Annotated in this window: 26 protein-coding genes and 1 pseudogene; 7 read left to right on the top strand and 20 right to left on the bottom strand. The window is 57.4% G+C overall.

Going from position 1 to position 25,218, the window contains the following annotated elements:
* Nucleotides 1-9: 9 nt before the first annotated feature.
* Nucleotides 10-207: pseudogene (locus MST27_RS21565) on the bottom strand (DNA-binding protein); the annotation flags it as partial.
* 179 nt (nt 208-386) lie between these two features.
* On the opposite strand from MST27_RS21565, the gene MST27_RS21570 reads away from it, so the two are divergent.
* Complete coding sequence (locus MST27_RS21570) at nt 387-1,358, top strand: site-specific integrase (protein WP_243607943.1); 972 nt, start codon at nt 387-389, stop codon at nt 1,356-1,358.
* A 400-nt stretch (nt 1,359-1,758) separates the two neighbouring features.
* Here the strand turns inward: MST27_RS21570 and merA are convergent, their stop codons facing one another.
* From merA to merT, 4 genes are read right to left on the bottom strand one after another with little or no spacing between them, the layout of a single operon-like run.
* Nucleotides 1,759-3,429 carry a mercury(II) reductase gene (merA, locus tag MST27_RS21575; RefSeq protein WP_023445427.1) on the bottom strand — a complete coding sequence of 557 codons (1,671 nt, stop codon included), beginning with the start codon at nt 3,427-3,429 and terminating at the stop codon, nt 1,759-1,761.
* Nucleotides 3,429-3,674, bottom strand: a complete 246-nt coding sequence (gene merF / locus MST27_RS21580) for a mercury resistance system transport protein MerF (protein ID WP_023445426.1) — start codon at nt 3,672-3,674, stop codon at nt 3,429-3,431. The genes merA and merF overlap by 1 nt, the downstream gene beginning before the upstream one ends.
* 2 nt (nt 3,675-3,676) lie before the next feature.
* Nucleotides 3,677-3,955 (bottom strand): mercury resistance system periplasmic binding protein MerP, encoded by a 279-nt coding sequence (merP, locus tag MST27_RS21585; protein WP_023445425.1) that lies wholly within the window; start codon nt 3,953-3,955, stop codon nt 3,677-3,679.
* Between the two features lie 13 nt (nt 3,956-3,968).
* Nucleotides 3,969-4,319: a mercuric ion transporter MerT gene (merT, locus tag MST27_RS21590; RefSeq protein WP_021018607.1), complete on the bottom strand. Its 351-nt coding sequence runs from the start codon at nt 4,317-4,319 to the stop codon at nt 3,969-3,971.
* Between the two features lie 71 nt (nt 4,320-4,390).
* Here merT and merR point away from each other — a divergent pair, with 71 nt between their 5' ends.
* The 3 genes from merR to MST27_RS21605 all read left to right on the top strand — a co-directional run bounded on the left by merR (nt 4,391) and on the right by MST27_RS21605 (nt 6,500).
* A complete protein-coding gene (merR, locus tag MST27_RS21595) occupies nt 4,391-4,810 on the top strand; it encodes an Hg(II)-responsive transcriptional regulator (protein ID WP_021018608.1) in 420 nt (139 codons plus the stop codon).
* A gap of 301 nt (nt 4,811-5,111) precedes the next feature.
* Entirely contained in the window at nt 5,112-6,062 is a 951-nt protein-coding gene (locus MST27_RS21600) for an arsenic resistance protein (RefSeq protein ID WP_023445422.1), read from the top strand.
* A 12-nt stretch (nt 6,063-6,074) separates the two neighbouring features.
* Entirely contained in the window at nt 6,075-6,500 is a 426-nt protein-coding gene (locus MST27_RS21605) for an EamA family transporter (RefSeq protein ID WP_023445421.1), read from the top strand.
* A gap of 319 nt (nt 6,501-6,819) precedes the next feature.
* Here MST27_RS21605 and MST27_RS21610 read toward each other — a convergent pair whose 3' ends face one another.
* From MST27_RS21610 to MST27_RS21670, 13 genes are all read right to left on the bottom strand, one after another.
* The gene (locus tag MST27_RS21610) at nt 6,820-7,179 is read right to left on the bottom strand and encodes a hypothetical protein (protein WP_023445419.1); all 360 of its coding nucleotides are present in this window, start codon (nt 7,177-7,179) and stop codon (nt 6,820-6,822) included.
* Between the two features lie 80 nt (nt 7,180-7,259).
* A complete protein-coding gene (locus MST27_RS21615) occupies nt 7,260-8,219 on the bottom strand; it encodes an SdiA-regulated domain-containing protein (RefSeq protein WP_023445418.1) in 960 nt (319 codons plus the stop codon).
* 77 nt (nt 8,220-8,296) lie between these two features.
* On the bottom strand, nt 8,297-9,784 hold the full coding sequence (locus MST27_RS21620; RefSeq protein WP_051375871.1) for an ArnT family glycosyltransferase: 1,488 nt from the start codon (nt 9,782-9,784) through the stop codon (nt 8,297-8,299).
* Between the two features lie 80 nt (nt 9,785-9,864).
* Nucleotides 9,865-10,605: a glycosyltransferase family 2 protein gene (locus MST27_RS21625; RefSeq protein WP_023445416.1), complete on the bottom strand. Its 741-nt coding sequence runs from the start codon at nt 10,603-10,605 to the stop codon at nt 9,865-9,867.
* 91 nt (nt 10,606-10,696) lie between these two features.
* Complete coding sequence (locus MST27_RS21630; protein WP_023445415.1) at nt 10,697-11,395, bottom strand: TVP38/TMEM64 family protein; 699 nt, start codon at nt 11,393-11,395, stop codon at nt 10,697-10,699.
* A gap of 72 nt (nt 11,396-11,467) precedes the next feature.
* On the bottom strand, nt 11,468-12,460 hold the full coding sequence (locus MST27_RS21635) for an NAD-dependent epimerase (RefSeq protein WP_023445414.1): 993 nt from the start codon (nt 12,458-12,460) through the stop codon (nt 11,468-11,470).
* On the bottom strand, nt 12,457-13,800 hold the full coding sequence (locus MST27_RS21640; RefSeq protein ID WP_023445413.1) for a UDP-glucose dehydrogenase family protein: 1,344 nt from the start codon (nt 13,798-13,800) through the stop codon (nt 12,457-12,459). Before MST27_RS21640 ends, MST27_RS21635 begins: the two co-directional genes overlap by 4 nt.
* Nucleotides 13,801-13,983: 183 nt before the next feature.
* Nucleotides 13,984-16,119 (bottom strand): LTA synthase family protein, encoded by a 2,136-nt coding sequence (locus MST27_RS21645; protein WP_243607944.1) that lies wholly within the window; start codon nt 16,117-16,119, stop codon nt 13,984-13,986.
* Between the two features lie 34 nt (nt 16,120-16,153).
* Nucleotides 16,154-16,540 (bottom strand): diacylglycerol kinase, encoded by a 387-nt coding sequence (locus MST27_RS21650; protein ID WP_064494859.1) that lies wholly within the window; start codon nt 16,538-16,540, stop codon nt 16,154-16,156.
* Between the two features lie 5 nt (nt 16,541-16,545).
* Nucleotides 16,546-17,262: a lipopolysaccharide kinase InaA family protein gene (locus MST27_RS21655; protein ID WP_243607945.1), complete on the bottom strand. Its 717-nt coding sequence runs from the start codon at nt 17,260-17,262 to the stop codon at nt 16,546-16,548.
* Nucleotides 17,263-17,265: 3 nt separating this feature from the next.
* On the bottom strand, nt 17,266-17,955 hold the full coding sequence (locus MST27_RS21660) for a class I SAM-dependent methyltransferase (RefSeq protein ID WP_243607946.1): 690 nt from the start codon (nt 17,953-17,955) through the stop codon (nt 17,266-17,268).
* Nucleotides 17,956-18,037: 82 nt separating this feature from the next.
* Nucleotides 18,038-19,309 carry a sensor histidine kinase gene (locus tag MST27_RS21665; RefSeq protein ID WP_237265158.1) on the bottom strand — a complete coding sequence of 424 codons (1,272 nt, stop codon included), beginning with the start codon at nt 19,307-19,309 and terminating at the stop codon, nt 18,038-18,040.
* Nucleotides 19,299-19,982, bottom strand: a complete 684-nt coding sequence (locus MST27_RS21670; RefSeq protein ID WP_064494813.1) for a response regulator transcription factor — start codon at nt 19,980-19,982, stop codon at nt 19,299-19,301. The genes MST27_RS21665 and MST27_RS21670 overlap by 11 nt, the downstream gene beginning before the upstream one ends.
* Nucleotides 19,983-20,087: 105 nt before the next feature.
* On the opposite strand from MST27_RS21670, the gene MST27_RS21675 reads away from it, so the two are divergent.
* The 3 genes from MST27_RS21675 to MST27_RS21685 are packed head-to-tail and all read left to right on the top strand — an operon-like array spanning nt 20,088 to nt 23,531.
* The gene (locus tag MST27_RS21675; protein WP_243607947.1) at nt 20,088-22,046 is read left to right on the top strand and encodes an LTA synthase family protein; all 1,959 of its coding nucleotides are present in this window, start codon (nt 20,088-20,090) and stop codon (nt 22,044-22,046) included.
* A gap of 55 nt (nt 22,047-22,101) precedes the next feature.
* On the top strand, nt 22,102-22,851 hold the full coding sequence (locus tag MST27_RS21680) for a phosphatase PAP2 family protein (protein ID WP_243607948.1): 750 nt from the start codon (nt 22,102-22,104) through the stop codon (nt 22,849-22,851).
* Entirely contained in the window at nt 22,851-23,531 is a 681-nt protein-coding gene (locus tag MST27_RS21685) for a dual specificity protein phosphatase family protein (protein ID WP_023445405.1), read from the top strand. The genes MST27_RS21680 and MST27_RS21685 overlap by 1 nt, the downstream gene beginning before the upstream one ends.
* A gap of 211 nt (nt 23,532-23,742) precedes the next feature.
* Here the strand turns inward: MST27_RS21685 and tnpC are convergent, their stop codons facing one another.
* Together tnpC and MST27_RS21695 are read right to left on the bottom strand one after the other, a co-directional pair.
* The gene (gene tnpC / locus MST27_RS21690) at nt 23,743-24,105 is read right to left on the bottom strand and encodes a Tn3 family transposase post-transcriptional regulator TnpC (RefSeq protein WP_023445404.1); all 363 of its coding nucleotides are present in this window, start codon (nt 24,103-24,105) and stop codon (nt 23,743-23,745) included.
* On the bottom strand, nt 24,102-25,218 hold a 1,117-nt coding region (locus tag MST27_RS21695), incomplete at its 5' end, for a transposase (RefSeq protein WP_243607949.1). The genes tnpC and MST27_RS21695, both read right to left, overlap by 4 nt.

Here is a 25,218-nt window from a genome sequence, read left to right on the forward strand (position 1 = left end):
GGGTCAGTTTTCGGTCAGCGGCAACAAGCCCGCACCCCGGCCGCGATCGGCATCTTCGAGTTCTTTCAGGTAGCGGTGAATGGTGGTTTTCGAGCCGGTATTGCCAAGTTCGACCCGTACCGCGTCGATGCTTGGGTTCTCGCCTCGCGCCAGGATCGCCTGTCGCGCCTTCTGAACCAGTGCCTTGTTGATGCCGCCGCGGGCCATGGTTTGCTCCTACGATTTCGTAGTGGATTACGTACCATGTATTTACATACTAAATTCGATTGATGTAAAGCGCGTTCAAAGCAAATAAATCAGATAAAATAATAGAGCGTTATCCAATAAGATCGGCACAAACGGTCGCTTTGCTGCCGTTTTCAAGTACACAAAGGGCATTTCGAGCGATGAAAGACGTCGGGCGCTATCTGCAAGCCGGTACGCGGGAAAACACCCGCCGCAGCTACCAATCAGCCATCGAACACTTCGAGGTGGCCTGGGGTGGCTTCCTGCCCGCCACCAGCGACAGCATCGTGCGTTACCTTGTGGACTATGCCGACAGCCTGAGCCTCAGCACGCTCAAACAGCGCCTGGCCGCCCTGGCTCAGTGGCATGTCAGCCAGGGCTTTCCTGATCCGACCAAAACGCCCACGGTGCGCCAGGTGCTCAAAGGCATCCGCACATTGCATCCGGCGCAAGCCAAGCAGGCAACCCCGTTGCAGTTGCAGCACTTGGAACAGGCGGTTCACTGGTTGAATCAGGAAGCCGAACGGGCTCGGCAGTCCGGCGATTTGGCAAGCCTGCTGCGCAGCCGACGCGATGCGGCACTGGTACTGATCGGCTTCTGGCGGGGGTTTCGAAGCGACGAACTCTGTCGACTGCAGGTCGAGCATATCCAGGCCGAAGCCGGTGCGGGCATGAGCCTATTCCTGCCGCAGAGCAAGGGTGACCGGGAAAACCTCGGCACGACCCATTACGCACCGGCCCTGAAACGCCTCTGCCCGGTACAGGCCTATCTCGACTGGATTGGTGTCGCCGGCATCGCCTGCGGCGCAGTGTTCCGCCGCCTGGATCGCTGGGGGCACCTGAGCGACGATGCGCTGCATCCCGGCAGCCTAATCAGTCTGTTGCGCCAGATCCTGCAGCGCGCCGGCATCCCCGCCGATCTGTACACCAGTCATTCGTTGCGCCGAGGCTTTGCCACCTGGGCCACGGCCAATGGTTGGGATCTCAAGGCGCTGATGACCTATGTAGGCTGGAAAGACATCAAGTCGGCCATGCGCTACATCGACCCCGCCATATCCTTTGGTGGCCTTGCAGCTAAACCCGCCCTTGAATTGCATACTGGCTCCACGGCTCAACTTCCAGCTTCTCATTGACATCGGCCTACACCAGGAACGACGGTGCAACGTTGCGTGCAGCCCGCCACTATGCCTCGGCTTGTGAGATATCGGCCATTGGCAGCATGAAGTGCAGTCGGGCTCTTTGCCCGACGCTTACAGGCAGCTGGACAGCTCTAGGATGAGCTTTATAGGCCTTTATAGTTGATTATAGAGCGATTATAGAATCCTATTTTGGGTGCCCAATTCAGCCCACTTTTGGCCAGCATGCGATTAGCTGGGGTTAGATTTCCAAGAGATACCGCCCTGGCCCCTTCGGTCTGCGTCTCGGCGCTGCAAGCTGTGGTGATGCGAGTGTCCGCCCCCACCTCCTTGGCTGTTCCGATCTCACTGATGCAATAGCCTCGGCTCTCGTCTCCTGACACGGTGCAGTTTTCCCTTAACCCGCGCAGCAGGACAGTTGCTTCACGTCCTTGGTGAAGGTTTGCGCGGCGAGTTTCAGTCCCTCCACCATGGTCAGGTAGGGGAACAACTGGTCGGCCAGTTCCTGCACGGTCATCCGCGCGTGGATGGCGATGGCGGCAGTCTGGATGATCTCGCCCGCTTCCGGCGTCACCGCCTGCACGCCCAGCAGCCGGCCTGTACCGGCCTCGGCGACCAGCTTGATGAAGCCGCGGGTGTCGAAGTTGGCCAGCGCGCGGGGCACGTTGTCCAGGCTCAGCGTGCGACTGTCGGTTTCGAGGCCGGCGTGGTGCGCTTCCACCTCGCTGTAACCGACGGTGGCCACCTGCGGATCGGTGAACACCACGGCCGGCATTGCATCGAGATTGAGCGTCGCCTCGCCGCCAAGCATGTTGATCGCCGCGCGAGTGCCGGCCGCCGCCGCGACATAGACGAACTGCGGCTGGTTGGTGCAATCGCCGGCCGCATAGATATCGGGGGCGCTGCTGCGCATGCCGGAGTCGATCTGGATGGCGCCGTGTTCATCCAGTTGTACGCCGGCTGCTTCCAGGTTCATGCCTTGAGTGTTGGGCGTGCGGCCGGTGGCGACGAGCAGTCGGTCGACACGCAGTTCGCCGTGGTTGGTAGTCAGCACGAACTCGCCGTTGGCGTGGGCCACCTGGCTGGCTTGCGTCTGCTCCAACACTTCGATGTCCTCCAGGCGGAAGGCCGCCGTCAGCGCTTCGCCGATGGCCGGGTCTTCGCGGAAGAACAGCGTGTGGCGCGCCAGGATCGCAACCTGGCTACCCAAGCGGGCGAAGGCCTGGGCCAGCTCCAACGCTACCACCGAGGAGCCGATCACGGCTAAGCGTTTGGGAATGCTGTCGCTCACCAGCGCCTCGGTAGAGGACCAGTACGGCGTGCCACTGAGACCGGGAACCGGCGGAATGGCCGGGCTCGCGCCGGTGGCAACCAGGCAGCGGTCGAAGGCAACGATACGCTCGCCGCCCTCGGCCAGTTCCACGCTAAGTGTGCGGCCATCCCTGAAACGGGCGGTGCCGCGCAGCACAGTGATAGCTGGCGTGCTCTCCAAGATGTTTTCGTACTTGGCATGACGCAGTTCGTCCACGCGACCTTGTTGCTGGGCGAGCAGCCGTTCGCGCAGCACGCTCGGCGGCGTGGCGGGCAATCCAGCGTCGAACGGACTCTCGCGGCGCAGATGGGCCACATGCGCGGCGCGAATCATGATCTTCGACGGCACGCAGCCAACGTTGACGCAGGTGCCGCCGATGGTGCCGCGCTCGATCAGGGTAACGCGGGCACCGCCTTCCACTGCCTTGAGGGCGGCCGCCATGGCGGCGCCGCCGCTGCCGATGATGGCAACGTGCAGCGATTGCTCATCGCCGGTCTGCGTAGTTTCCCGACCCGGCCAGCCCGGCACCTGGTCGAATGGACCGGCAGAGCCGTCGGCGATCCGCGCGCGATAACCGAGTGCGGTGACCACCGCGATAAGCGGCTCCAAGTCCACATGGCCATCGGTCGCGATCGCTGCCAATCCCTGCGGATAGGACACGCTCGCCGAGCGCACACCAGCCACCTGCTCCAATGCCTGTTTGACGTGCTCCGTGCACGATCCGCAGGTCATACCCTCCACCTGGAGCTCGATCATCACTTTTCTCCCATCTTCGAATCGGCTGTGCAGCAGGCCTCGGCTTTACGCTTCTTGTGCAGGGCATAAAGGGTCAGCGCGATAAAGGCACCGAGCGCCGGAAACAGTACGTAGTCCAGGTAGCCGACCCAGGCGGATAGGCCAAATACCCCGAGCAGAATCACCAACACTGGCGTGAAACAACACAATGCCACCACTACCGATCCGCTCACGCCGATCTTCAACAGCGGTTTTGGGTTGCTCATGGTCACTCCTTGAGCGAAGCCGGGTAGCCCGCGTTTTCGCTGGCTTGGGTGAGAGCTTCGACACTGGTCTTGGCATCGTCGAAGGTGACGATGGCTTCGCGGTTCTCGAAACTCACCTCGGCCTTGGTCACGCCATCGACCTTGGTCAGCGCCTTCTTCACCGTGATCGGGCAGGCGGCGCAGGTCATGCCGGGCACCGCTAGGGTGACGGTCTGGGTGGCAGCCCAGATAGGCGTGGCGATGAGGGTAGCGAAGGCGAGGGATGCGAGCAGTCTTTTCATGGCTAGCTCCTGATCAGTAGAACAACGGAAGGATGTAAGGGAAGCCGAGTGCGACCAGCACCAAGGCCGCCACCAACCAGAACAGCAGCTTGTAGGTGGTGCGTACCTGCGGGATGGAACAGACCTCGCCTGATTTGCAGGCAGTTGCCGGGCGGAAGATCCGTCGCCAGGCGAAGAACAGCGCCACCAGTGCTGCACCGATGAAGAACGGTCGGTAAGGTTCCAGCACGGTCAGGTTACCGATCCACGCCCCGCTGAATCCCAGGGTGATCAGTACCAATGGCCCAAGACAGCAGGTCGAGGCGAGAATCGCCGCCAGCCCCCCGGCGACAAGAGGGGCGCGCCCGTTTGACGGTTCAGACATGCATTTCTCCTTTTGAGCATATGATCGATGGTTTAAGGTTACTTCCGTAGTCAAGTACGGGATCAAGCGCTATGGAGAACACTGTGGAAAGTCTGACCATCGGCGCCTTCGCCAAGGCGGCCGGGGTCAACGTGGAAACCATCCGTTTCTATCAGCGCAAGGGACTGTTGCCCGAACCGGACAAGCCTTACGGCAGCATTCGCCGTTACGGCGCGGCGGATGTCGCACGGGTGAGATTCGTGAAGTCCGCGCAGCGGCTGGGCTTTAGCCTCGAAGAAGTGGCCGGCCTGCTGCGACTGGACGACGGCACTCACTGCGACGAAGCGCGCGCGCTCGCCGAGCAGAAGCTTGAGGATGTGCGGGGAAAACTCGCGGATCTGCAGCGAATCGAATCAGTCTTGGCGCGACTGGTTCATGACTGTTGTGCGAGCCAAGGGACTGTTACCTGCCCGCTGATCGTTTCGCTGCATGGGGAAAGAGAACGGGCATGATGCGGTTGGAGGTAGTAGGGCTTACGTTGGTTTTTGGTTCCATTGCTCCCCAACCCCCAACCCCCAACCCGCATTCGGCGAACTTTTTCGAGCTGGCTGACTGGTAGTGCTCTACATCAAGACACCGATAGAGCTCGGCTTCGCCGGCAAGCTGTTCGATAACGTCTTAATTTTTCGGCGCCATGTAAACGACGGATGAAGCCAAGTCGGGCTCCAAAGTGGCCCGGTAAGCTGCACCGATTGATCGCCCGCATCGCCAACGACATTGGCTTAATCGCCTAGCATCGAAGAAGGACTCACAGTGGAACGCCTGACACTCGAACGCAACCAGGTCTGGCTGTACCTGGGTGGCATACTGGCCGGACTGGCCCTTGGCAATCTCGCTCCCGGAATGGGAAGTACTCTGGAATACATGTTGTGGCCGGCTCTGGTGGCGTTGCTCTACGCCACCTTCGTGCAGATGCCGCTGTTACATGTGCGTGAGGCGTTTCGCGACCATCGCTTTGTTGGCGCGGTGCTGCTGGGCAACTTCCTCCTCGTTCCCCTGCTGACCTGGGCCATGTTGCAGTGGCTGCCTCACGACCCAGCACTGCGCATGGGCGTGTTGCTGGTGTTGCTCGTGCCCTGCACGGACTGGTTCATTACCTTCAGCCAACTGGGTGGAGGCAATGTGCCCCGTGCTATTGCGGTCACGCCGATCAACCTGCTACTGCAGCTGGCATTGTTGCCGCTCTATCTGTGGTTGATGCTTGATCAGGGCGTCGCCTTAGAATTGCGGGTGATCGACCTCTGGCCAGCTCTGTTGGTCGTATTGATACCGCTTGTGTTAGCTGCATTGTCGGAGCGCTGGATCGAGGCCCGAGCGGGGCGCGATGTTTGGCGCGAGCGACTGGCCTGGTGGCCGGTGCCGCTGTTGACACTGGTGGTGTTCCTCATCGCCGGTGCCCAGGCTGAGGCGGTGCGAGCTGCGCTGAGAGAGTTGCTTATCGTCATCCCGGTGTTCGTGTTGTTCCTGCTGGCTGTGCCTTACATTGCCAAGCTACTGGCGCGGCTGATGGTGTTGCCCAGCGATCACGCCCGCACCCTGGCATTCAGCTTGGGTACACGCAATTCTTTTGTGGTCTTGCCATTCGCCCTGGCCCTGCCTGCGGGCTGGGAGGTTGCAGCCATGGTTATCGTCCTGCAGTCGGTAATCGAGCTGTTCGGTATGGTGTTCTATCTGTGGTGGATACCCCGCAGGCTGTTCAAATAGGACGCGCCGGTCATGGAAAAATGGGTGCTGTACGCCTTTATCTCGATGTTCTTCGCCGGATTCACGTCGGTGATCGCCAAGATGGGGCTCAATGGGATTTCCGGCGAGCTGGGGCTGACGATTCGTACGCTGTTCGTCTGCGCTTTCGTGCTGCTCTTCGCGGTTTGGGCAGTACCCGTACAGCAGCTCGCCGAGGTCAGTCAGCGCAACCTGCTGTGGCTTGGCCTCTCTGGCATCACCACGGCGCTGTCTTGGATCTTCTACTACAAGGCGTTGAAGTTGGGAGACGTAGCCACGGTGGCGCTGATCGACAAGGGCAGCGTCGTGGTAGCGATGCTGATGGCCTGGCTACTGCTGCGCGAAGTGATCACGCTGCGGATGCTGGCCGGTGCCGGGTTGATCGTGGCCGGGCTCTTGGTTATTGCCAAAAAGCCCTGACCAGTGACCCTAGGCCTCGTGCTGTTGAAAGGCAGCCGCCAGCGTGAGCTGTGCACGGGCCTCGATGATCTCGATCAGTTCGAAGTGCTTGGGGAACTCTCGTGAGCCAGCCACTAGGCACGAAGTGATGATCGAGGTGAACCGTGGTGCTTTGGCCTTCGGCCGCCGCGCAGAGCATGACGTTCAACTCTGAATCATCACCAGCCATCGCTGCTGGCACGAAGACGATGCCGTTGTCACTGATACCGAAAGATCGTCTCCATTCGGGGAATCGCTTCTGCTCAGGGTTTGAAACGGCAAACCAATGAATCTTATCCATTTATTCCTTCTCAAAAGGGAGCAGCGTGGAATACGGCAGCGAATCACCTTCGGCTGCGGCTAGTACCTGGTCCAGCACCGCCTCAGGGGCATCGAGAGCACCGAGAATCACATACAACTCGGATAACACGTTCATCCTATCCGCTCGATCGAAGCCGGCATCACCACCTACGGGCTCGGGATGATCGAATGCAGTGGCAACGGCATTCTCCTTGAGCAGATAACGCGCGCCGCAATCGCAGAGAAATGGTTGCTTGGCGTTGTAGAAACGATCCTGTGCTTCCCAACCATGCAGCCGCGGCTCCATGGGCTTGCCACACTTGGGGCAATAGGCAGGTTGCACATCGATAAGGTAAAGCATGCTTGAGTTCCTTTCCTGGCGGACCGCTCCGTGTGTGGAGGGCCACCCGCAAAGGCAATCCGAGGGCAGCCCATAGCAACTTAATCCTTCTTGAAGCGATAGAAAAGATTGGGCTCGCTGACCACATAGAGGAGTCCTTCGTCGTCCATGGTCAAGCCTTCGGGTTGGCCTGCGCTTTTCTTCAAGTCGCTAAAGCGGCCGAGCAGAGTACGGAAGCTGACCCCATCGCCGTTCTCGCTGAGTTCAATCACCAACTTCGACTCGTCGCTGAGCACCAAAAGATGTCCGGTTCGTTCGTCGAAGTGCAGGTCGGAGATGTCCCGGGCGAATACGCTGCGATCGATCCAGCCACTAAGATCTTCCACCTTGAGCTGGAGCTTGGCGTTGAGGCTCGCTTTAGCGCCACTGACGACATAGAGCTTGCGAGGGTCGCGTTCCTTTGCGACGAAGATGCGGTCATGAATGGCGTCGTAGGTTACGCCTTCGAATCCTTTGTTGTGAGCGCTGGACGTAAGAGGCAGGGCCAGAGTCTGGGCGTCTAGCTTGTCGACTACCTGGCCAGGTTGCTCGGGCAGGCGGAAGAACACCAATTGCTGTTGGAGTTCGTCAGCCACCACCACCAGACCGTCGCCCATGTAGGCCAGACCTTCTACGTCCTCGAAGCCATTCAGTGGGTACTGTGCCGTGAGACTTCCTTCGCGGTCCAACTCCACCAGCATGATCGGCGGGGCATTGGTCACTGCCAGTAGACGTTTGCGGTCTGGAGCGTAGTCGATGGCAGACAAGTCGTCGCTAATACCTATTACCGGTCGCGCCTCGACCTCTACCTTATAATCCGGTAGCCAAATGCTGCGCCCCTTCCATTGATCGGCAGTCAGGCGGCTGGTGACATAGAACCAGGCGCGGTCATGCCAATGGAAACTGTTGGAGGCTATGGCGGCCAGCAACAGGATCAAGAGGCCCAGACTGAACAAACCAAGCGAGTGCAGTTCGCGTCTCGGCTTGAGCTTGCCTTTGTTGTGTTCAACAGCACTGTTCATGGCGTTTTTCCTGTAGTACGGGCGACCGCTGGCTGGGTGCCCTCCAAGGGAGGGGCCGCAAGTTCGTTCACGGGCCATCAATCGAGTGGCTGCTTCCAGGCGAAGCGATAAGGTGGTTGTTCGGCGAATGTCGCGTCGTGGCACTGGCCGTTGTCGGCATCCACCTGTACCAAGTACCAATCCTCTTCGTCCCCATCGCCGACGCGCTTCGCCTTCTCTGGCATGAAGCAGCGCGTCAATTCTGAGGCGCGGACCATTGCGAAAGTGTCGGGATGTCGACGTATCCATTCGGCGGCTTTGTCGACCTGATTCGGTGCTACCACGCCGAAGTGCACCAATGGTTGACGGGAGTACAACCAGTGGCCTTCGCGCCAGTTGGTCAGTATCAGCTCGGCGCTGTGGGTTGCCTTAGCCACGCTTGCCATCAAGGTTTGGCGTGGATTGATGCCTTCTTTGATAGGTTCAATGAAGCCGCGGGCAAACCACGCGAAGAACCAGAATAGGGTCAGGCCAATGAAGATCTTTCGGCCTCGCGGGCGCTGGGCGAACCAACGGCGTAGCAACCAGGGCACCAAAGGCGCCATGATCAGCACAAGACCGGGGATGGCCGGGTAGATGTAGAGCTTGCGCTTGCCGCTGCTGAGGCTGAAGAAGATCAGCACGAGGACGACCCAACCGAGCAGCACCAAGTAGCGGCCATCCTTTTTGGCCAGCTGGCGGCGCCAAGCCGGCGCCATCCAGGGCAGGGCCAGTATCAGGGGCAGCCAGTTCTTGGGAATCACGTTTGTGAAGAAAAACCAGAACGGCTCGCGGTGGTGCCAGGCATCGGCATAGCGCTTCGCCGTTTGTTTTAGGAGGATTTCACCCAGATAGGCCCGACTCGCTTCATCGCCCGATACCGTGATCTTGATGATCACTGGCAGTAGCCAAGTACAGATGGCCGCCAATGCAACAAGCAGTCCCAGTGCCCAGGCCCAGGTTTCATTCGGCATGCGTACGACGTGATTCCACTCGCGGCGAGCTGCGTAGGCGTAGGGAATCAGCATCAGCGCAGGTAGGAAGCCGACGCCTTTGCTGATGACGCCGAACCCCATGGCCGCGCACGCGAGATAGAACCAGCGCCAGTCTGGGCCTAGCAGCAAGTGACGGACCATGCCGTAGAAGCCGATGGCGATCCACAGCAGCAGGAATCCATCGATCTGCCCCGCGCGGAGGATGCTGTAGGTTTGATAGGTGGCGAGAAACAGCAGGCCTGCGATCATGCCGATATGACGATTCCAAAGGCGTGAGCCGAGGTCGTGCAGGCAGGCCGTTGTTATCACACCGGCCAGCAGTGCCGGTAGGAACAGGGCGATCGTAGGGGCGATGCCGAGCTTGATCAGACCGCCGACGGCCCACATGAACAGCGGTGGCTTGTCCGGATAGATTTCGCCGGCGCGGTGGGGGATCAGCCAGCCGCCACTCTGGAGCATTTCCCAAGCTACCCCGAGGAAGCGCTCCTCGTCCACGTTTGATGGCTGGCGCAGGCCGAGCCCTGCACTAAGCATGACTGCGGCCAGCAACATCAGAAACAGCAGCGCGGAGCTTCGAGAGCTAACCAGGCGCAAGTAGACGCTCTTGGTCAGGAGGGCGAGGTGACCCATGCCTAGATCTCCAGTTCACGCGGGCTGGCGTTGAAACGCGTGCGTCGGATCAGCCACCAGACGCCGAACAGATCGAGAATGCCCACCAGTGCGCGGTCCAAATTGCCGTACTTTGACACCCCGGCACTGCGCGGGCGGTGGTTGACCGGGTGGACCCGCATGCCGCCCTGGTGGCGCTGAATCAGCGCCGGGATAAAACGGTGCATGTGGTCGAAGTAAGGCAGGCGGAGAAAGGCTTCGCGCTCGATCAGCTTCAGCCCGCAGCCGGTGTCCGGAGTGTTGTCCTTGAGCAGATAGCTGCGCAGGCGATTGGCAAAGCGCGAGGCCCAGCGCTTGCTGGCGGTGTCGCGGCGATTGACCCGGTGGCCGGCGATCAGCTTGAGGTTCTGTGACGCGTCCGCTGTGCGGACGATGGCCAGCATGCCTGGGATATCCGCCGGGTCGTTCTGCCCGTCGCCGTCCAGCGTGGCCAGCCAAGTGCCTTGTGCGGCCTGAGCCGCATGGTAGATCGAGGTGCTCTGGCCGAGTGAGCGATCCTGACTGAGGATGCGTAGCTGCGCGTAGCCGTCGCGCTTGAGGGCAAGCAGTTGCGCGGCGGTGCTGTCAGTGCTGCCATCATCGACCACGATCACCTCGAAGTTCTCGCCGGCCAATGCCAGGCGAATTTCCTCGAGCAAGGCAGGCAGGTTTTCGGCTTCATTTTTGGCCGGAATCAGTACGGAGAGTTCGGGCTTGGTCAGCATGCTAGGTCCATGGGGTGCGTTCATTCGAGTCATTCGTGCCGGTCAAGAAACAAGACCACTGGGGAAGTGAGAGGTCAGGCCTCCAGCGGGTTCAAGATTGCTCCACCTCACCGAGAGCGGCATCGATCCGGTCGTCGAAGCTGAGGCCGTGGCGATGACGATGGTACAGGTAGGCGCCGAGCATGCCGGACGCCAGGAACAGCAGGGAAGCAGCCCCGATGCGCAACGTCGGTGCGACATTGATGCCACTACCGACGAGAGCGAAGACCAACGTCTGGGGCAGGTAGCCGACGAAGCTGGCGGCGAGGAAAGGCAGCATACGGGCGCTGGAAACCCCGGCGACAAGGTTGGTCAGGATGTTGCTCCCGATGGGTAGCAAGCGAATCAACAGGGTCATCGAGAACGGGTGCTCGTGAACGAAGCGATCGAAGCGTGCGGCGCGCCTGCCAAGGCGGTCGCGCAGCAGGCGCCTGCCGAACAGCCGGGCATAGAGGAATGTAACCAGGCACCCCAGCAGTGCCGCCAGTGTGCCGAGCAGGGTGCCGGTCAGCAGGCCAAAGGCATACCCGGCGAGGAAGGCGATGATCTGGCGCGGCAGCCCCAGAGCGGTGAACAACATGCCCATGGCCAGAAATAGCAGCGTACCCTCCAGGCCGTGGCCGCGGATGTGGGCATCGACCCAGGCTTCGTTGATGGCGTTGCCGAGGTCGCTGCTATCGAACAGGTAGCCGAGTAACGCCAGACTGAGGATAAGCACCAGGCCCTTGATGAGCACGCGCGGGTTTAGCATCGACGTGCTCCTGCGCCACTCGTTGCCAGCATAGGCTGTTCGCTTGAAATCACTGCTCGACTGCGCATCGCGTCAGACTCCATAAAAGTCGCAGTACCAGTCGACAAAGCGCGTCACACCTTCCTGCAGCGGTGTCTCGGGGCGGAAGCCTGTCCGCTGGGCCAACGCACTGGTGTCGGCCCAGGTTTGCGGTACATCCCCGGGTTGCATGGGCTGCATGTGTTTTATCGCCTGGACACCGGTGGCCGCCTCGATACAACCGACGAAGTCGAGCAGACGTACCGGCGAACCCAGACCGATATTGAACAGGCGCGCCGGGGCGCCCTGGCGGGCCTGTTCCGACTCGTCGGCATAGGGCGGCGGACAGCCCTGGATGCGGACGATGCCTTCGACGACATCGTCGATGTAGGTGAAGTCCCGCGACATGTCGCCATTGTTGTAGATGTCAATAGGCTGGCTGTCGAGGATCGCCTTGGTGAACTTGAAGGGCGCCATGTCAGGCCGCCCCCACGGACCATATACGGTGAAGAAACGCAGGCCGGTAGTGGGGATGCGGTAGAGGTGGGCATAGGTATGGGCCATTAGCTCGTTGGCGCGTTTGGTCGCGGCGTAGAGCGATATCGGGCAGTCGACGGCGTCATCGATGGCAAAGGGCACCTTGCTGTTCATGCCATAGACCGAGCTGCTGGAGGCGTAGACCAAATGACTCACAGCGTTGTGCCGACAGCCTTCCAGAATGTTGACGAAGCCGCTCAGATTGGCATCGGCATAGACGTGGGGGTTCTCCAGCGAATAGCGCACCCCGGCCTGCGCCGCCAGGTGGATCACACGCTCGAACTGGTGCTTCTGGAACAGCACCTGCATGCCGTCACGGTCGGCGATATCTTGCTGAATGAATGAAAAGTTGGGCATTCCAGTCAACTGCGATAGCCGTGCCTGTTTGAGCTCGACGCTGTAGTAGTCGTTCAGATTGTCGATGCCCAAGACCTGGTGTCCGGCCTGGCACAGACGCATGGCGGTATGAAAACCGATGAAGCCCGCTGCACCAGTAACGAGAAACTTCATGCCTGCACCATTCCACTGACCGCGCGGCCGATGGAGTAGTAGGTCAGGTCTTCGCGCACCAACTGTTCAGGTTCGAAGATATTGCGCCCATCGAACACCACCCGATTGACCAGGCGTTGGCGGATCAGTCCGAAGTCGGCGACGCGAAAATTCAGCCATTCGGTGATGATCACCAGGGCGTGCGCCCCCTCAAGGGCCTCCTCTTTGGAGTCGGCCAAGTACAGGCCGGGATGCTCTCCATAGATGCGCCGGGCTTCGTGCATTGCCTCAGGGTCGAAGGCGCGAACGCGCGCACCCGCTGCCCAGAGGGACTCCAGCAGGACGCGACTGGGAGCCTCGCGCATATCGTCGGTGTTCGGCTTGAAAGACAGGCCCCAGACGGCGAAGGTCTTGCCACTGATATCGTCGTTGTAGTGACGACGGATGTTGTCGAAGAGTTTCTGCTTCTGGCGCTGGTTGACCGACTCCACGGCCTCCAGCAGCAGCGGTTGGTAGCCGGCCTCCCCCGCAATGCGCTGCAGCGCCTGAATGTCCTTCGGGAAGCAGGAGCCTCCGTAGCCACAGCCGGCATAGATGAAGTCATAACCGATGCGCGAGTCGGAGCCTATGCCCTTGCGCACCATCTCAATATCTGCGCCCAGGCGCTCGGCGAGATTGGCCATTTCGTTGATAAAGGAAATCTTGGTGGCGAGCATGCAGTTGGCCGCGTACTTGGTCAGCTCGGCGCTGCGGCTGTCCATGACGATCAATTTTTCATGATTGCGACTGAACGGCTTGTAGATTTCGCGGAAGAGCTCGATGTTCTGCTCGCCATCGATGCCGATGATGATGCGCTCGGGGCGCATGCAGTCATCAACCGCCGAGCCTTCTTTGAGGAATTCGGGGTTGGAGACCACCTGTACACCCAGGTCGCGCCCCTGCTTGCTCAGAGCCGACTGGATGCGCGCTTGAATACGCTGGGCAGTCCCCACAGGCGAGGTGGATTTGTTGATCACCACCTTGGACTCACGGGAGTACTCGGCGATCGTATGGGCCACGGCGAAAACGTATTGCATGTCAGCGCTGCCGTCTTCGTCAGGTGGAGTACCAACGGCGATGAAAATCACTTTGGAAAAGCCCACGGCTTCTGTTGCATCGGTGGTGAAGCTCAGGCGACCCGCTGAGAGATTGCTTAGGAGTAAGGCTTCAAGACCAGGCTCATAGATCGGTGACAAGCCCTGGTTGAGCTGGGCGATACGGCGCTCGTCGATGTCGATGCAGCATACTGTGTGACCTACTTCAGCCAGGCATGCCGCCTGGGTCAGACCGACGTAACCAGTTCCGAAAATAGTGATCTTCATGCAATGCCTGTGTGTTTTTTCCAAATACGTCGTTCCGCTTGGTGGTCCTGAGCCGTTCCACCAGCCAGTTTTCAAGCACCAAGACAGCCTAGCAATACAAATGTGAAAAATTTGTGCTCCCGCATTTAGGCGGGTGAAATACTACGGAATAAGGTTGCGCTGAGAGTGCAGGAAATTTGAGATTCAATTTTCCTGCAGATTCTTTTCGACCACGGACAGAGCGCTTATGGAAGCGTCAGGCTTATTCGAAATCCTATCCTCAACCCCTGTCGTATTACTGAGCAGACTGTTGGTTGCGGTCTGTAGGTAGGCCTGTAGTTGCATACCCAAACGGTCATCCCGCTCTGTAGTAGGCGTCAGGGCACCTTGCGGATGCGGGCCCAAAGTGTATTGATAGCTGCGTGGAGGCATGTCCTTAGGCAATACCAGCATACGTTCGTCACTGATCATGGCTACTGTCTGGTCACTGCCCGAGGGTTTCACAATGGCAAAGCCACTGTCGCCATCTGGCAAGCTCAACAAGTCGCGCCCCCAGCACTGGTGGCGCACAGGCTCTCCAAGCCGGCCCATGATGGTTGGGACGATATCAACCTGACTGCCGACGACATCCTGGGTCTTACCAAAGGCGTCTTGGACGCCCGGCGCGATCAACAGCATGGGGACATGGAATCGGTACAAATCCATCTCGGTTAACTGCTCTTGCGCACCAAAACCATGGTCACCCACGACCACGAATAGGGTGTCTTTGAAATAAGGCGCTTTACGAGCCTTTTCAAAAAATCGTCCAAGAGCCCAGTCAGAATAACGCATAGCTGTCAGGTGCTGGTCAAGCGAACCTTGTCCTGTGACCGGCTCAATAGGCAACACACCTGGCAGCGCGTAAGGCGTATGGTTTGAAAGCGTTTGAAGGAGTGCATAGAAGGGTTTCTTCGGGTCTTGCTTGAGCAGTTCTTCTGCAGCGCGATCAAACATATCCTGGTCAGCCACTCCCCATGTCGGGTCTGATACCACGGGGTCAACAAAGTCATTACGACCGATAAACCTTGTCATGCCCTGGTTGCTGAAAAAACCACGTTGGTTATCCCAGGCAAAATCGCCGTTGTAGACATACAGATCGTCGAAGTCGCGGGTGCTAAGCAACTGAGCCAGACCGGAGAATTGGTGGCCTCCTTCCGGAGTCTGCATCAAGTACTCGAAACCGGGTAAGTTTGGGAAACAGGCCATGCTGGCAAACATGCCTTGATGGGTATGGGTGCCATTAGCGAAGAAGCGGCGAAACAGCACACCCTCTTGAGCCAGCTGATCGAAGTTCGGTGTGATGCCAGCTTCGCTGCCGAGCGCGCCAACAAAGTGCCCAGCAAAACTCTCCATCAGAATCACTACGACATTGCGGATCGGCAGGCGCGTATTTTGTGGGGGCTGAAAATCGCGGCGGATCGCTGCTGTGTTCTGGTCTGCTAGGCGGTCGTGTTCGGTGAATAAGAGATCGCGTGTCAGGGTCGTCGCTTGATCTGCGGGCATGCGGCTCTTCCAAATCTTGTCGGCGCGATCACCTGAGTAGTGGTTCTTGGCCGCGGCATAAAGGCTCAAGGTGCCATTGAGGCCTAGGTGGTTGGCAAACATTGAGTCTGTGGTGAATGCATCCCCCCAGCGTAGTGGCGGCCCTTGCCGCAAAGTACCGCGCGCCACAACAACCGATATAGCCAGGCAAAGCAGCAGCGCCATACCATGACCGAGGTTATTCATTGTTCGGCGCGACTCGACGGTTGAGCGGGACTGGCCACGAGTACGTATATCCAGCCAACCCAGCAGTACGAAAAAGAGGGTGCTCAACGCCAGCCAGGCACCCAGTAGGCGCAGCACTGGAAAGCCATACCAGAGCATGCTCAGCACAGTTGCCGGGTCTTCTTGCAAATATTGAAAGACCAATGCGTTGAGACGCTGATGAAACTCTCGATAGAAGTTCAGCTCAATCATGCCCAGCAGGATAGCTACCGCTGCGCAAGTTCCTAGCCAAATGCGTTGCCATGTCCGGCGGATCATTGCCGGGCGATATGCCAATGCCAGGGTCAGTGGTGCGCAGATATAGACCACTAAGCGCAAATCGAAACGCAGGCCATTAAAAAACGCTTCTGCCAGGCTGGTCCACGCGGTAGCTCCAATCAGTTCTCGGTTGAAAAGCAATAGAGCCACGCGTAACAGGGTCAGCAAAGTTACTAACAGCGCTGCACTGCCAAAAAGGAAAGTAAGGTGTTCGCTTAGGCCAAGTTTTTCTTTCGCATTGTAGGCATCAGCGGACGCTGGTATGCGGGGAGGCATAGTGGGTAGCCTTCTATAATTTAAGAATTGGAAGCTATAACAGGATTAAACCCCAAGTAAGGGCAATTAGTATCAGTGCAATGAGTTGCGCCGCACTTCCCATATCCTTGGCTTGTTTAGACAGTGGGTGGATGCTCAGGGAAATACGGTCAACAGTGCTCTCTATGGCTGAGTTGAGTAGCTCCACTACCAGCGCCAGCATCGGCACGAGCATTAGCAGTACGCGCTCACTGCGGGTCACGTCCACCACACAGGCCAGCGGCAGAAGCACTGCATTTAATAACAGCAGTTGCCTGAAAGCGGCTTCGCCTTGAAACGCTGCCCGCAAGCCTGCCAGCGAGTATCTAGTGGCATAAATAATGCGAGTAAAGCCGCTGCGGCCTTTAAACGAGAGGGCATCCAATTCGTCGCTCTGTGGCATGTTGCTCATGGCTGCAGCACTCCAGCAGAGTTGTTCAGCGCTTGCTGATAGGCCTGGTGGAGAAACAACAGATCAGTTTCAGGCATGTTTCCACGGTGCCGCCCTAACTGGCCTAGGTCACGGCGAGCAGCGTCTTTGATTCGTAGACGTCGGCGGCTTTTTTCGAGATCGAGCAAGGCTATTTCGACCGTCACCGTGCCGCCTTCGTTAACCTGGGATTTGACGAAGATATGCTTGGGATAACAGCAACCATGCTGCCAGCCCGCCAAATGCAAGCGTGCTAGGGTTGCTGCGAGTTGTATCAGTGCAGCCTTCGTAAGCTCGGCACTATTCTCAACAGCGTACCACTGCTCTAGGCTGACAAAGCCTTGCAGGGCTTCAGTCACCAGCAGCGCCTGCCAGGCACCATGCTGCTGTCGTGCAGTGCAGTAAACGACGTTAGGTGTCTTGATGCCCAGGCGGGCAAAAGCGCGATAGGCCTGCAGTTCTCGCAAGATGGTCGGGCGACCAAACGGATGCAAAAAAGTTCGGTAGGTATGTCCAATCTGACGCTTGCAGTACAAGGGTGGCCGCATTAAATCGCGCTGCTGCAAAAACTGAACGCCACTTTCGTCACCACGTCGCTTGTTGGCCGGTTCAACCCAGATACCGGAGCTATTCCACCAGCGATCAAATTCTGTAGTGATGAGCTGCGGCGATGCTTTTTCGGTCATTACGCCCATGGCTCAGGCCTCCTTGCGCAGCACATAAGTGCGCCACATGGCGTAGCCTGGAAGAAAATCTAGGTGATCGACGACGCGGAAGCCGGCTTGTTTAAATTCATCCTCGATAACTGACTTGGCTACGATAAATCGGTTTTGGTTTTGTGACGCCCGGCCTTCATCTGCTCGCCGCTGTTCCAGGCGGCGACGCTTCCATGCCTTGTAGTTGCCATCAACCCAGAGCGAAAGTATTACGCTATCGCGGCTAACGCGATGGAACTCACGCAGAATGGCCAGTCGGTGCTCAGATGATTCAATGTGATGCAGCAGACGTATGCAGAAGATGCAGTCCACCGCATTGACACCCAGGTCAATATCAAACGCCGAAGTCTGAAAGGTATTAACCCGCGAGACTACCTCTGGCGGTTGTGCGGCGCATGCTGTAGCGAGCATATCGGCTGAGTTATCGGCGGCGAGGATCACCCGATTGGGTTGCTCGCAAAGCATGGGCCAGAAACGCCCAGCACCACAGGGCAAATCCAGCACCAAATTGGGTTCATCTGCTAGCTGTAGAGCCCTGCGCGCCACCTGAATATCGCGCCAGTGCGACAGCTGCCGAGCCAAGCCATCCTGATGTTTAATCAGGTACTGCTGAGCATGCTCTTGGTCATATTTACGGGAAAATTCGAGTTCGATGGGATTTGGTTTCGACATAGCGAGGCGTCCACAAGAAGGTACGCTCGCCACACTAGGGGGGTGGGCATCATGGCCCTGTCAAAAGGATGTGAAAAAATCGTCAAACAACGCTTTTCAAGGTTACGCTGAAGCATGCTCCCCCACCGGGTAGGTTCTGAACCGAGATCGTCCAACCCTGCTTGCTACAGATGCGTTTTACTAATGAAAGACCCAGCCCCAAACCATCCCCTCGCGCCTGTGTACCACGTACAAAGGGCTGGAAAATCTGCTCGTGCTGCTCGAAAGGAATGCCGCTGCCACTATCCTCTACGCGAAACTCTCCAGATCCTATTACTAGGCGTACAAACCCCCTCTCGGTGTAATGCAGTGCGTTTCGCAGTAGGTTGGCCATCACCGCGTTGAGAAAAGTAGGATTGTAGCGACCATCATCCGTACCCTCTTCAATGCACTGGAAATCCAGTTTTTTTTCTCTGAGCATTGGGCCCCAACGCTCGGCTTGCTCGGTGGCCACCTTGGCTAAACTGCTACTCGCGACAAAGGCTGTCTCATTAGCTTTATCTCTGGCTAGTTGCAGGAAGGTCTGGACCAGCTCGCGCATCTCCTCGCAAGCCCGGTCTATACGTTCAATCTGCACACGCTCGCGCTGCTCAAGCTTCACCTCTGCAAGCAACTCACAGGAAGTGGCAATGATCATGAGTGGGGTGCGCAATTCATGGCTGACATCACTGGTGAATAGCCGTTCACGCTCCAGTGACTGACGCACTTGGCCCAACGTGCTGTCAAAGGCAGCTGCCAGTTGACCAATTTCGTCATCAGGGTAATCGGGAGCAAGTGGCGGAGCCAAAGAGTGCAATTGGTCGCGATGACGCACCTGCTGAGCCAAGCGACTGATGGGCGCCATCACCTTACGCGCCATGACTAGCCCGAGCCCCCATGCGGCTGCGATGGTCAGTAGAAAGCCTGCTAGTACTACATCGAATAGAACTTGCTCACGGGCCTCGAACTCGTGTTGTTCTTGCACCAATAGATAGGTCTGATTGTTGATTTCCTGGACATAGACATAGAACGCCTCATTGCCATCGACGACCTCATTGAAGCCTTCTTCCAGATTTGCATACTGCTCGGGAATGGCATATTCGGAATGGCTAGAGGCGAAAAATCGGGTACTAGAGTCCAAACGTGGTGGCCGACCTCGATTGATATCCTGGTGCAGCACGGTATTCAGTTCCCGCTGTAACTCCTCGGAAACCAGATGTTCTTCGACAAAGTGCACCACCGCTACGATGCCTATGGAAAAGATGCCGCTTACCATTACGGTCATCAATACAAAGGCAAGCAGGATGCGCCGTGCAAAAGGTTGTTTAGATACCATCAGTTTTTTCCGCAAGGCGGTAACCAACACCATGCTGAGTATGCAGCAGCTCTGTATTGAAGGGTTTATCGAGAACCTGACGGAGTTGGTGGATATGGCTTCTCAAGCTATCGCTATCGGGGCAGTCATCTCCCCAGAGCGCTTCCTCCAGTACTTCGCGGCGTACCACGGCCGGGCTTTTCTGCATCAACACAGCTAATAGCTTTAGACCAATGGGATTCAGCTTGAGCGGTCGGCCTGCTCGACTGACATGCAACGTATCTAAGTCATAGATCAGATCCGCTACTTTCAATTGGCGTTTTCGGCTGCCTTGGCTGCGGCGCAGGATCGCCTCGATACGCGCGACTAACTCGGATAGGGCAAAGGGTTTGATCAGATAGTCGTCAGCTCCGACGTTGAGGCCGTGCAGCCGGTCGTCAAGCGCATCACGGGCAGTCAGCATAAGGATTGGTACCTCGCTCTGGCCATCCTCACGCAGGCGTTTGCACACCTGATAACCGTCGATGCCCGGCAGCATGATGTCAAGCACGATCAAATCGTAGTGCCCCGTGCTGGCTAGGTGTAAGCCGCTCAAGCCATCCTGCGCGCAGTCGACGCCGAAGCCCTTTAGCTGCAGGTAGTCCAGCACATTGGCCAGGATGTCGCGGTTGTCTTCGATGACCAGAATACGCATCGGCTGATTACTCTTTGATTTTGACGCTTTTTTCACGTCGCTTTGACAGGCTACTAACAGAGGCAAATGCAGACTGCGGCCCGTTCATCCAAAAAGGATCATACGATGCCCCAGCTTCATTATGCGCAAATTCGCTACTTATCCATCGTCGTGCTGGCGTGGCTAACGGTATTCACTCTGACTCGGAGCCTGTTGCTGGTTAGCCACCTGGCAGATGCGAATATCAGCATTTCGAACCTTATGGGCTTGTATGCCATAGGGATGATCTACGACTTGAGCTTCCTGCTTTACGCGACCTTGCCAATGGCGCTTTACCTGCTGCTTTGCCCGCGCGCGATTTGGCAGCAGCGCTGGCACAAAAAGTTCATGGCCAGCGCCATGGCCCTCAGTCTATTCGTCATGCTGTTCACTGCTGTTGCGGAATGGCTGTTTTGGGACGAATTCGGCGTACGCTTCAATTTCATCGCCGTTGACTACCTAGTGTACTCCGAGGAGGTGATCAACAACATTCTTGAGTCCTACCCGATTTACCCCTTACTGGCATTGCTCGCCATCTTGGCCATTGGTCTGACATTCATCCTTCGCCGCCCCCTAGCAGCTGCCTTGGATGCCCCACGCATGGCACCTAAGCAAGCTTTTTATAGTCTGGGTGTTTTGCTCTTGCTGGCCGGGCTTAGTAGCGCGTTTGTTGGGCAGAACTCCCCCCGTGGAATAGGTGGCAATGCCTATCAGCGCGAACTGGCGAGCAATGGTCCTTTCCAGTTCTTTGCTGCATTTCGGAATAACGAACTGGACTACCAGCAGTTTTATTCGACCCTGCCGGAGTCCGAAGTCGCCGGGTTGCTGCGACGTGAGGTGAGCGAACCCAATGCACGTTTTATCGGCAGCGACCCGTTAGATATTCGCCGTGAAATCGATAATCCTGGGCAACCAAAACGCCTAAACGTGGTACTAGTAACCATCGAGAGTTTGAGTGCCAAATACCTGGGTAGCTTCGGTGACAGCCGCGGATTGACACCGAATTTGGACGCACTGCGCAAGCAGAGCCTGGCATTTAGCAAATTTTACGCCACGGGCACCCGAACTGATCGGGGTCTAGAAGCCATCACTCTGTCGATTCCACCAACGCCGGGGCGTTCGATCGTCAAACGTATTGGTCGTGAAGCTGGTTATGCGAGTCTTGGTCAGCAGTTCGCCGCCCAAGGGTATGACAGTGCATTTCTCTACGGCGGCCGTGGTTACTTCGATAACATGAATGCTTTCTTTGGCGGCAACGGCTATCGCATCGTTGACCAAAGCAGCGTGGCCGAGGCTGATATTGCCTTCAAAAATGCCTGGGGCATGTCGGACGAAGATCTCTATAAGCAAGCCCTCAAAATTGCAGATGCAGACCATGCAGCCGGCAAACCTTTCTTCCTGCAATTGATGACCACCTCAAATCATCGACCCTATACCTACCCTGAAGGTCGCATCGACATACCTTCCGGTGACGGTCGCGAAGGAGCGGTGAAGTATACCGACTACGCCATTGGCCAACTCCTTGCCCAAGTGCGGGAAAAACCTTGGTTCAAGGACACGCTGTTCGTCTTCGTCGCCGACCACACTGCAGGCAGCGCCGGTAAGGAAGATCTGCCAGTGGCCAACTACCACATCCCGCTGTTCATTTACGCTCCGGAACATATCGAACCTAGAGAGTTCACCGATGTTGTCAGTCAGATCGACCTGGCTCCAACTTTGCTGGGCATGCTCAATATCGACTATGTCTCAACGTTTTTCGGGCGCAACGTGCTGCGAAAGGATCGCACTGCTGGACGCGCTCTGGTTGGTAACTACCAGCACCTAGGACTGTTCGATGGCAACAATCTGGCCATTCTCAGTCCAAGGCGTGGCATGCGCAAACATGAAGACGCATTGGGGTTGAGCCATGAGTCGATCATTGGCACCGATGACGGGCTGCTGCGTCGCGATATCGCCTACTACCAGGGTGCTAGCTATGCCTTTCAGAAGGGACTTATAGCTTGGCGGTCAGGGTTGCTGCCAGATGAAAAGTTGGGCCTGCGTTAACCCACTCATGCATTACAGGCACCGCCTGGCGGTGCTTTGATTTGGAGCTACTGAAATGACGGCCGACCGCTCAGAAAGCGCTTCTCGCTACTTTGATTTCCGTCTTGCGATAGGTATTCCGTTAGGGCTTATGGCCTTACTGTTGCTGCTTGACCCTAGTGGAGTTGATTTCGCTTTGGCAGAACTGTTTTACGAGCCGGGCCAGGGCTTTATCGGACGTCACAGCTTCTGGCTGGAAGACATACTCCATGACCGGGCGAAGCAAGCTGTTATTTTCGTGGGTGTAATGGCCATTTTCGGTTTCGTACTAAGTCTGATGCCAACCAGGCTAAGTCCTTTTCGTCGTCAACTAGGTTACCTGGTACTGGCATTGGCTCTATCAACCAGTATTGTCACTCCGCTGAAAACACTGACTGGCGTGCACTGCCCATGGAGTTTGAGCGAGTTCGGGGGAGCAGAAACTTTTACACCTTTGCTCAGTGAGCGCGCGTCAACCGAAAAGCCAGGGCGCTGTTGGCCAGGGGGGCATGCCTCGGCAGGGTTCTCTCTGTTGGCTCTGTTTTTCGCACTGCGCGACAGGCGTCCTCGCACCGCTCGCATTGCTTTAGTTGTTGCGTTGGGACTGGGAGCAGTGTTTTCGCTGGGACGTATGATGCAGGGCGCGCATTTCCTCTCGCATAACCTGTGGACCTTGTTGTTCGACTGGCTGATCGGAGTGCTGTGCTACCGGTGGATTCTCTATAAAGCGCCACAACCAATGCAACTGTCTCAGCTTGCGCCTGATTTAGCGGGAGGACAGAACTGATGCAAGGTCTTCTATGGTTCCTTCGCCTGTGCCTGGCAGCGCTGGTATTGGTCGCTGCATTGGCAGCACTGCCTGTTAGCATGGCCTGGAGTGCCGCGCCTACAATTCAGAGCCTGACTGGCGAGACTCGGCCACAGAGTTGGGCGGAGCCGCTAGATGAGCGGTTGAACCTGTATCAGATACAGCCCAATCTCTATCGCAGTGCTTTGCCTGACAATGAGGCTCAATCGATGCTCAAAGAGCTGGGCGTCACGACAGTGATCAATTTCTATCAACGTAGCGACTCCGCTTGGCTGCATGATCCAAAAGTGCGTCAGATTCACCTGCCATTCCATACTGACAGAGTTGATGATACGGATGTGATCGCAGCACTACGGAGCATCCGACAGTCACAAGATCTCGGTTCTGTGCTGATTCACTGTAAGCATGGACAAAACAGAACTGGCCTGATTGCGGCGCTATATCGCATCGTTTATCAGAACTGGAGCAAGGAGCAAGCTCTGGCTGAAATGCGCGGTGGCGGCTTTGGAGGTGAGCAGCGACTAGGCGATGCTGAACGATACGTGCAACAAGTCGATATAGAACAACTTAAGACCGCACTGGAGAGTGGTGCCTGCAGCACAAATCCATTAGCCTTGTGTGCGATGAAGGCTTGGATAATCGATGTGCTTAACGTGTAATGCCAGTAGTGGCATATCGAGCGGCTGCGTGACGATGCAGAGATCCCAGGCTATATTGCAGTTTCATCCGTGTGCCCCTCTTATGCCGCCTACGGGCGGCTTTTCTTTTTCAGGACTCAGCTAACTGCACTGTCTGTGCAGAGCATTTAGCTGAGTCCTGAAAAAATCAACGCTCAAACCTGCACCGAGTTTGGCTTGAGCCCAACGCCAGCTATCGTTCATGGCCTGGAACAAGATCACCCAACGGTGCAATCGTCATCTGAGCAATGCGTATCCAAGAACTCAGCGTTTCGAGATCTAGCCGTACCGATTCGGCCGCTTCCCAAATGCTGACATTCTCAGTTGGGACTGTCGGTACGACGCCCTCGATTACTGTCAGCGCCATTGCATGCAACCGCAGTAGTTCGTCGCGCATGTCATTAATTCCACCCAGTTCTGCCAGACATGCATCCAGTCGGCCAACCAACTGCAGAAGCCGGGTGGTGTCGAAGTTCGTTCGCAGCCTTTCCAGTGCTACAGAATCCACATCGCCGTAAGGAGTAATCTGAAAAGACGCCGGCGGAATCTCGATCATGTTGCCTCCTCGGCATCGGCCTTGCTGGCCGTATTGACTCGCAGCGAGCCGGCAGCCTGCTGGAATACCGAATCCTTGATCCAGGGCTCCGGTGGCCGATTGAGCTTAAGATTGAACTCGCCGAAGCGCTTGACGTTGCTGGTCAGGTAGGGACTGAGGAAGGACACATCTTCATCGGTGAACTGCCAGCCCTCGCGGGCCAGTTTCTGCAGGATGCGCATCATGTCCACGGTGTTCTGCAGGATCACCGACGAGGCCACCATGTCGTTGTAGCGCAGGCGTTTCTGCTGCTCGTCCGGATCGTTTTCGGCGATCACATCGCCGCCGAAGGATAGCCACTTTGAGAAACCGTTGTAGGACTCGATCTTGTTGGTGTTCGCGGTGACCTCCTGGCGCAACTCGCGACTGCCGATCCAGTTGAGCAGGAAGATCGTACGGATCACGCTGCCCAGTGCCTGTGCCGCATGGTAGAGCTTGTTACGCCTGCTGTAGGAACCGAGTTTTCGCAGCAGCATAGGCGAGGAGATTTTGCCGGCCTGGATAGACAGCGCGACCTGCATCAAATCCTGCCAGTGGGTTTCGATCAGGTGCCAGTCGGCAGTGTCGGTGAACAGGCGGTTGATATGCTTGTACGAAGCGCCGCGATCCGGCCGGCACATCACCAAGTCCCGCCAGTTGCGAATACGTGGCATCAGGTTAATGCCCAGCAGATGGGTGAAGGCAAAGACCGTCGCCGATTGCCCCTGAGTATCGGAATACACAGTGTCTGCCTCGACACTGAGATCAGCCTTGAGCAGCCCCTCAATCACGTAGATCGCCTCCCAGATGCCCGGCGGGATGAAGTGTTGGAACACAGCGATGTAGTTGTTGGCCACGTGCCGATAGGCCACGGCCCCCATCTTGCGGTAGCGGAAGTGGTAGCCGGCCAGCAGGTTGTCATCGTAGAAATCGAACTGAGTACCGTCCGCGGCCACCGCCTTGCCATCGCCCCAAAGCTTGGGCAGATCGAGCTGCAGATAGAGCTCCACCAGCTCACGGTTGGCCTTGTCCAGCTTCTCCAGAGAGAGGTGTCGGCGATTCGTATAAGACAGCATGTGTGGCGTGACATTACCG

Source organism: Stutzerimonas marianensis, from assembly GCF_022810315.1.
Lineage (GTDB): Bacteria > Pseudomonadota > Gammaproteobacteria > Pseudomonadales > Pseudomonadaceae > Stutzerimonas > Stutzerimonas marianensis.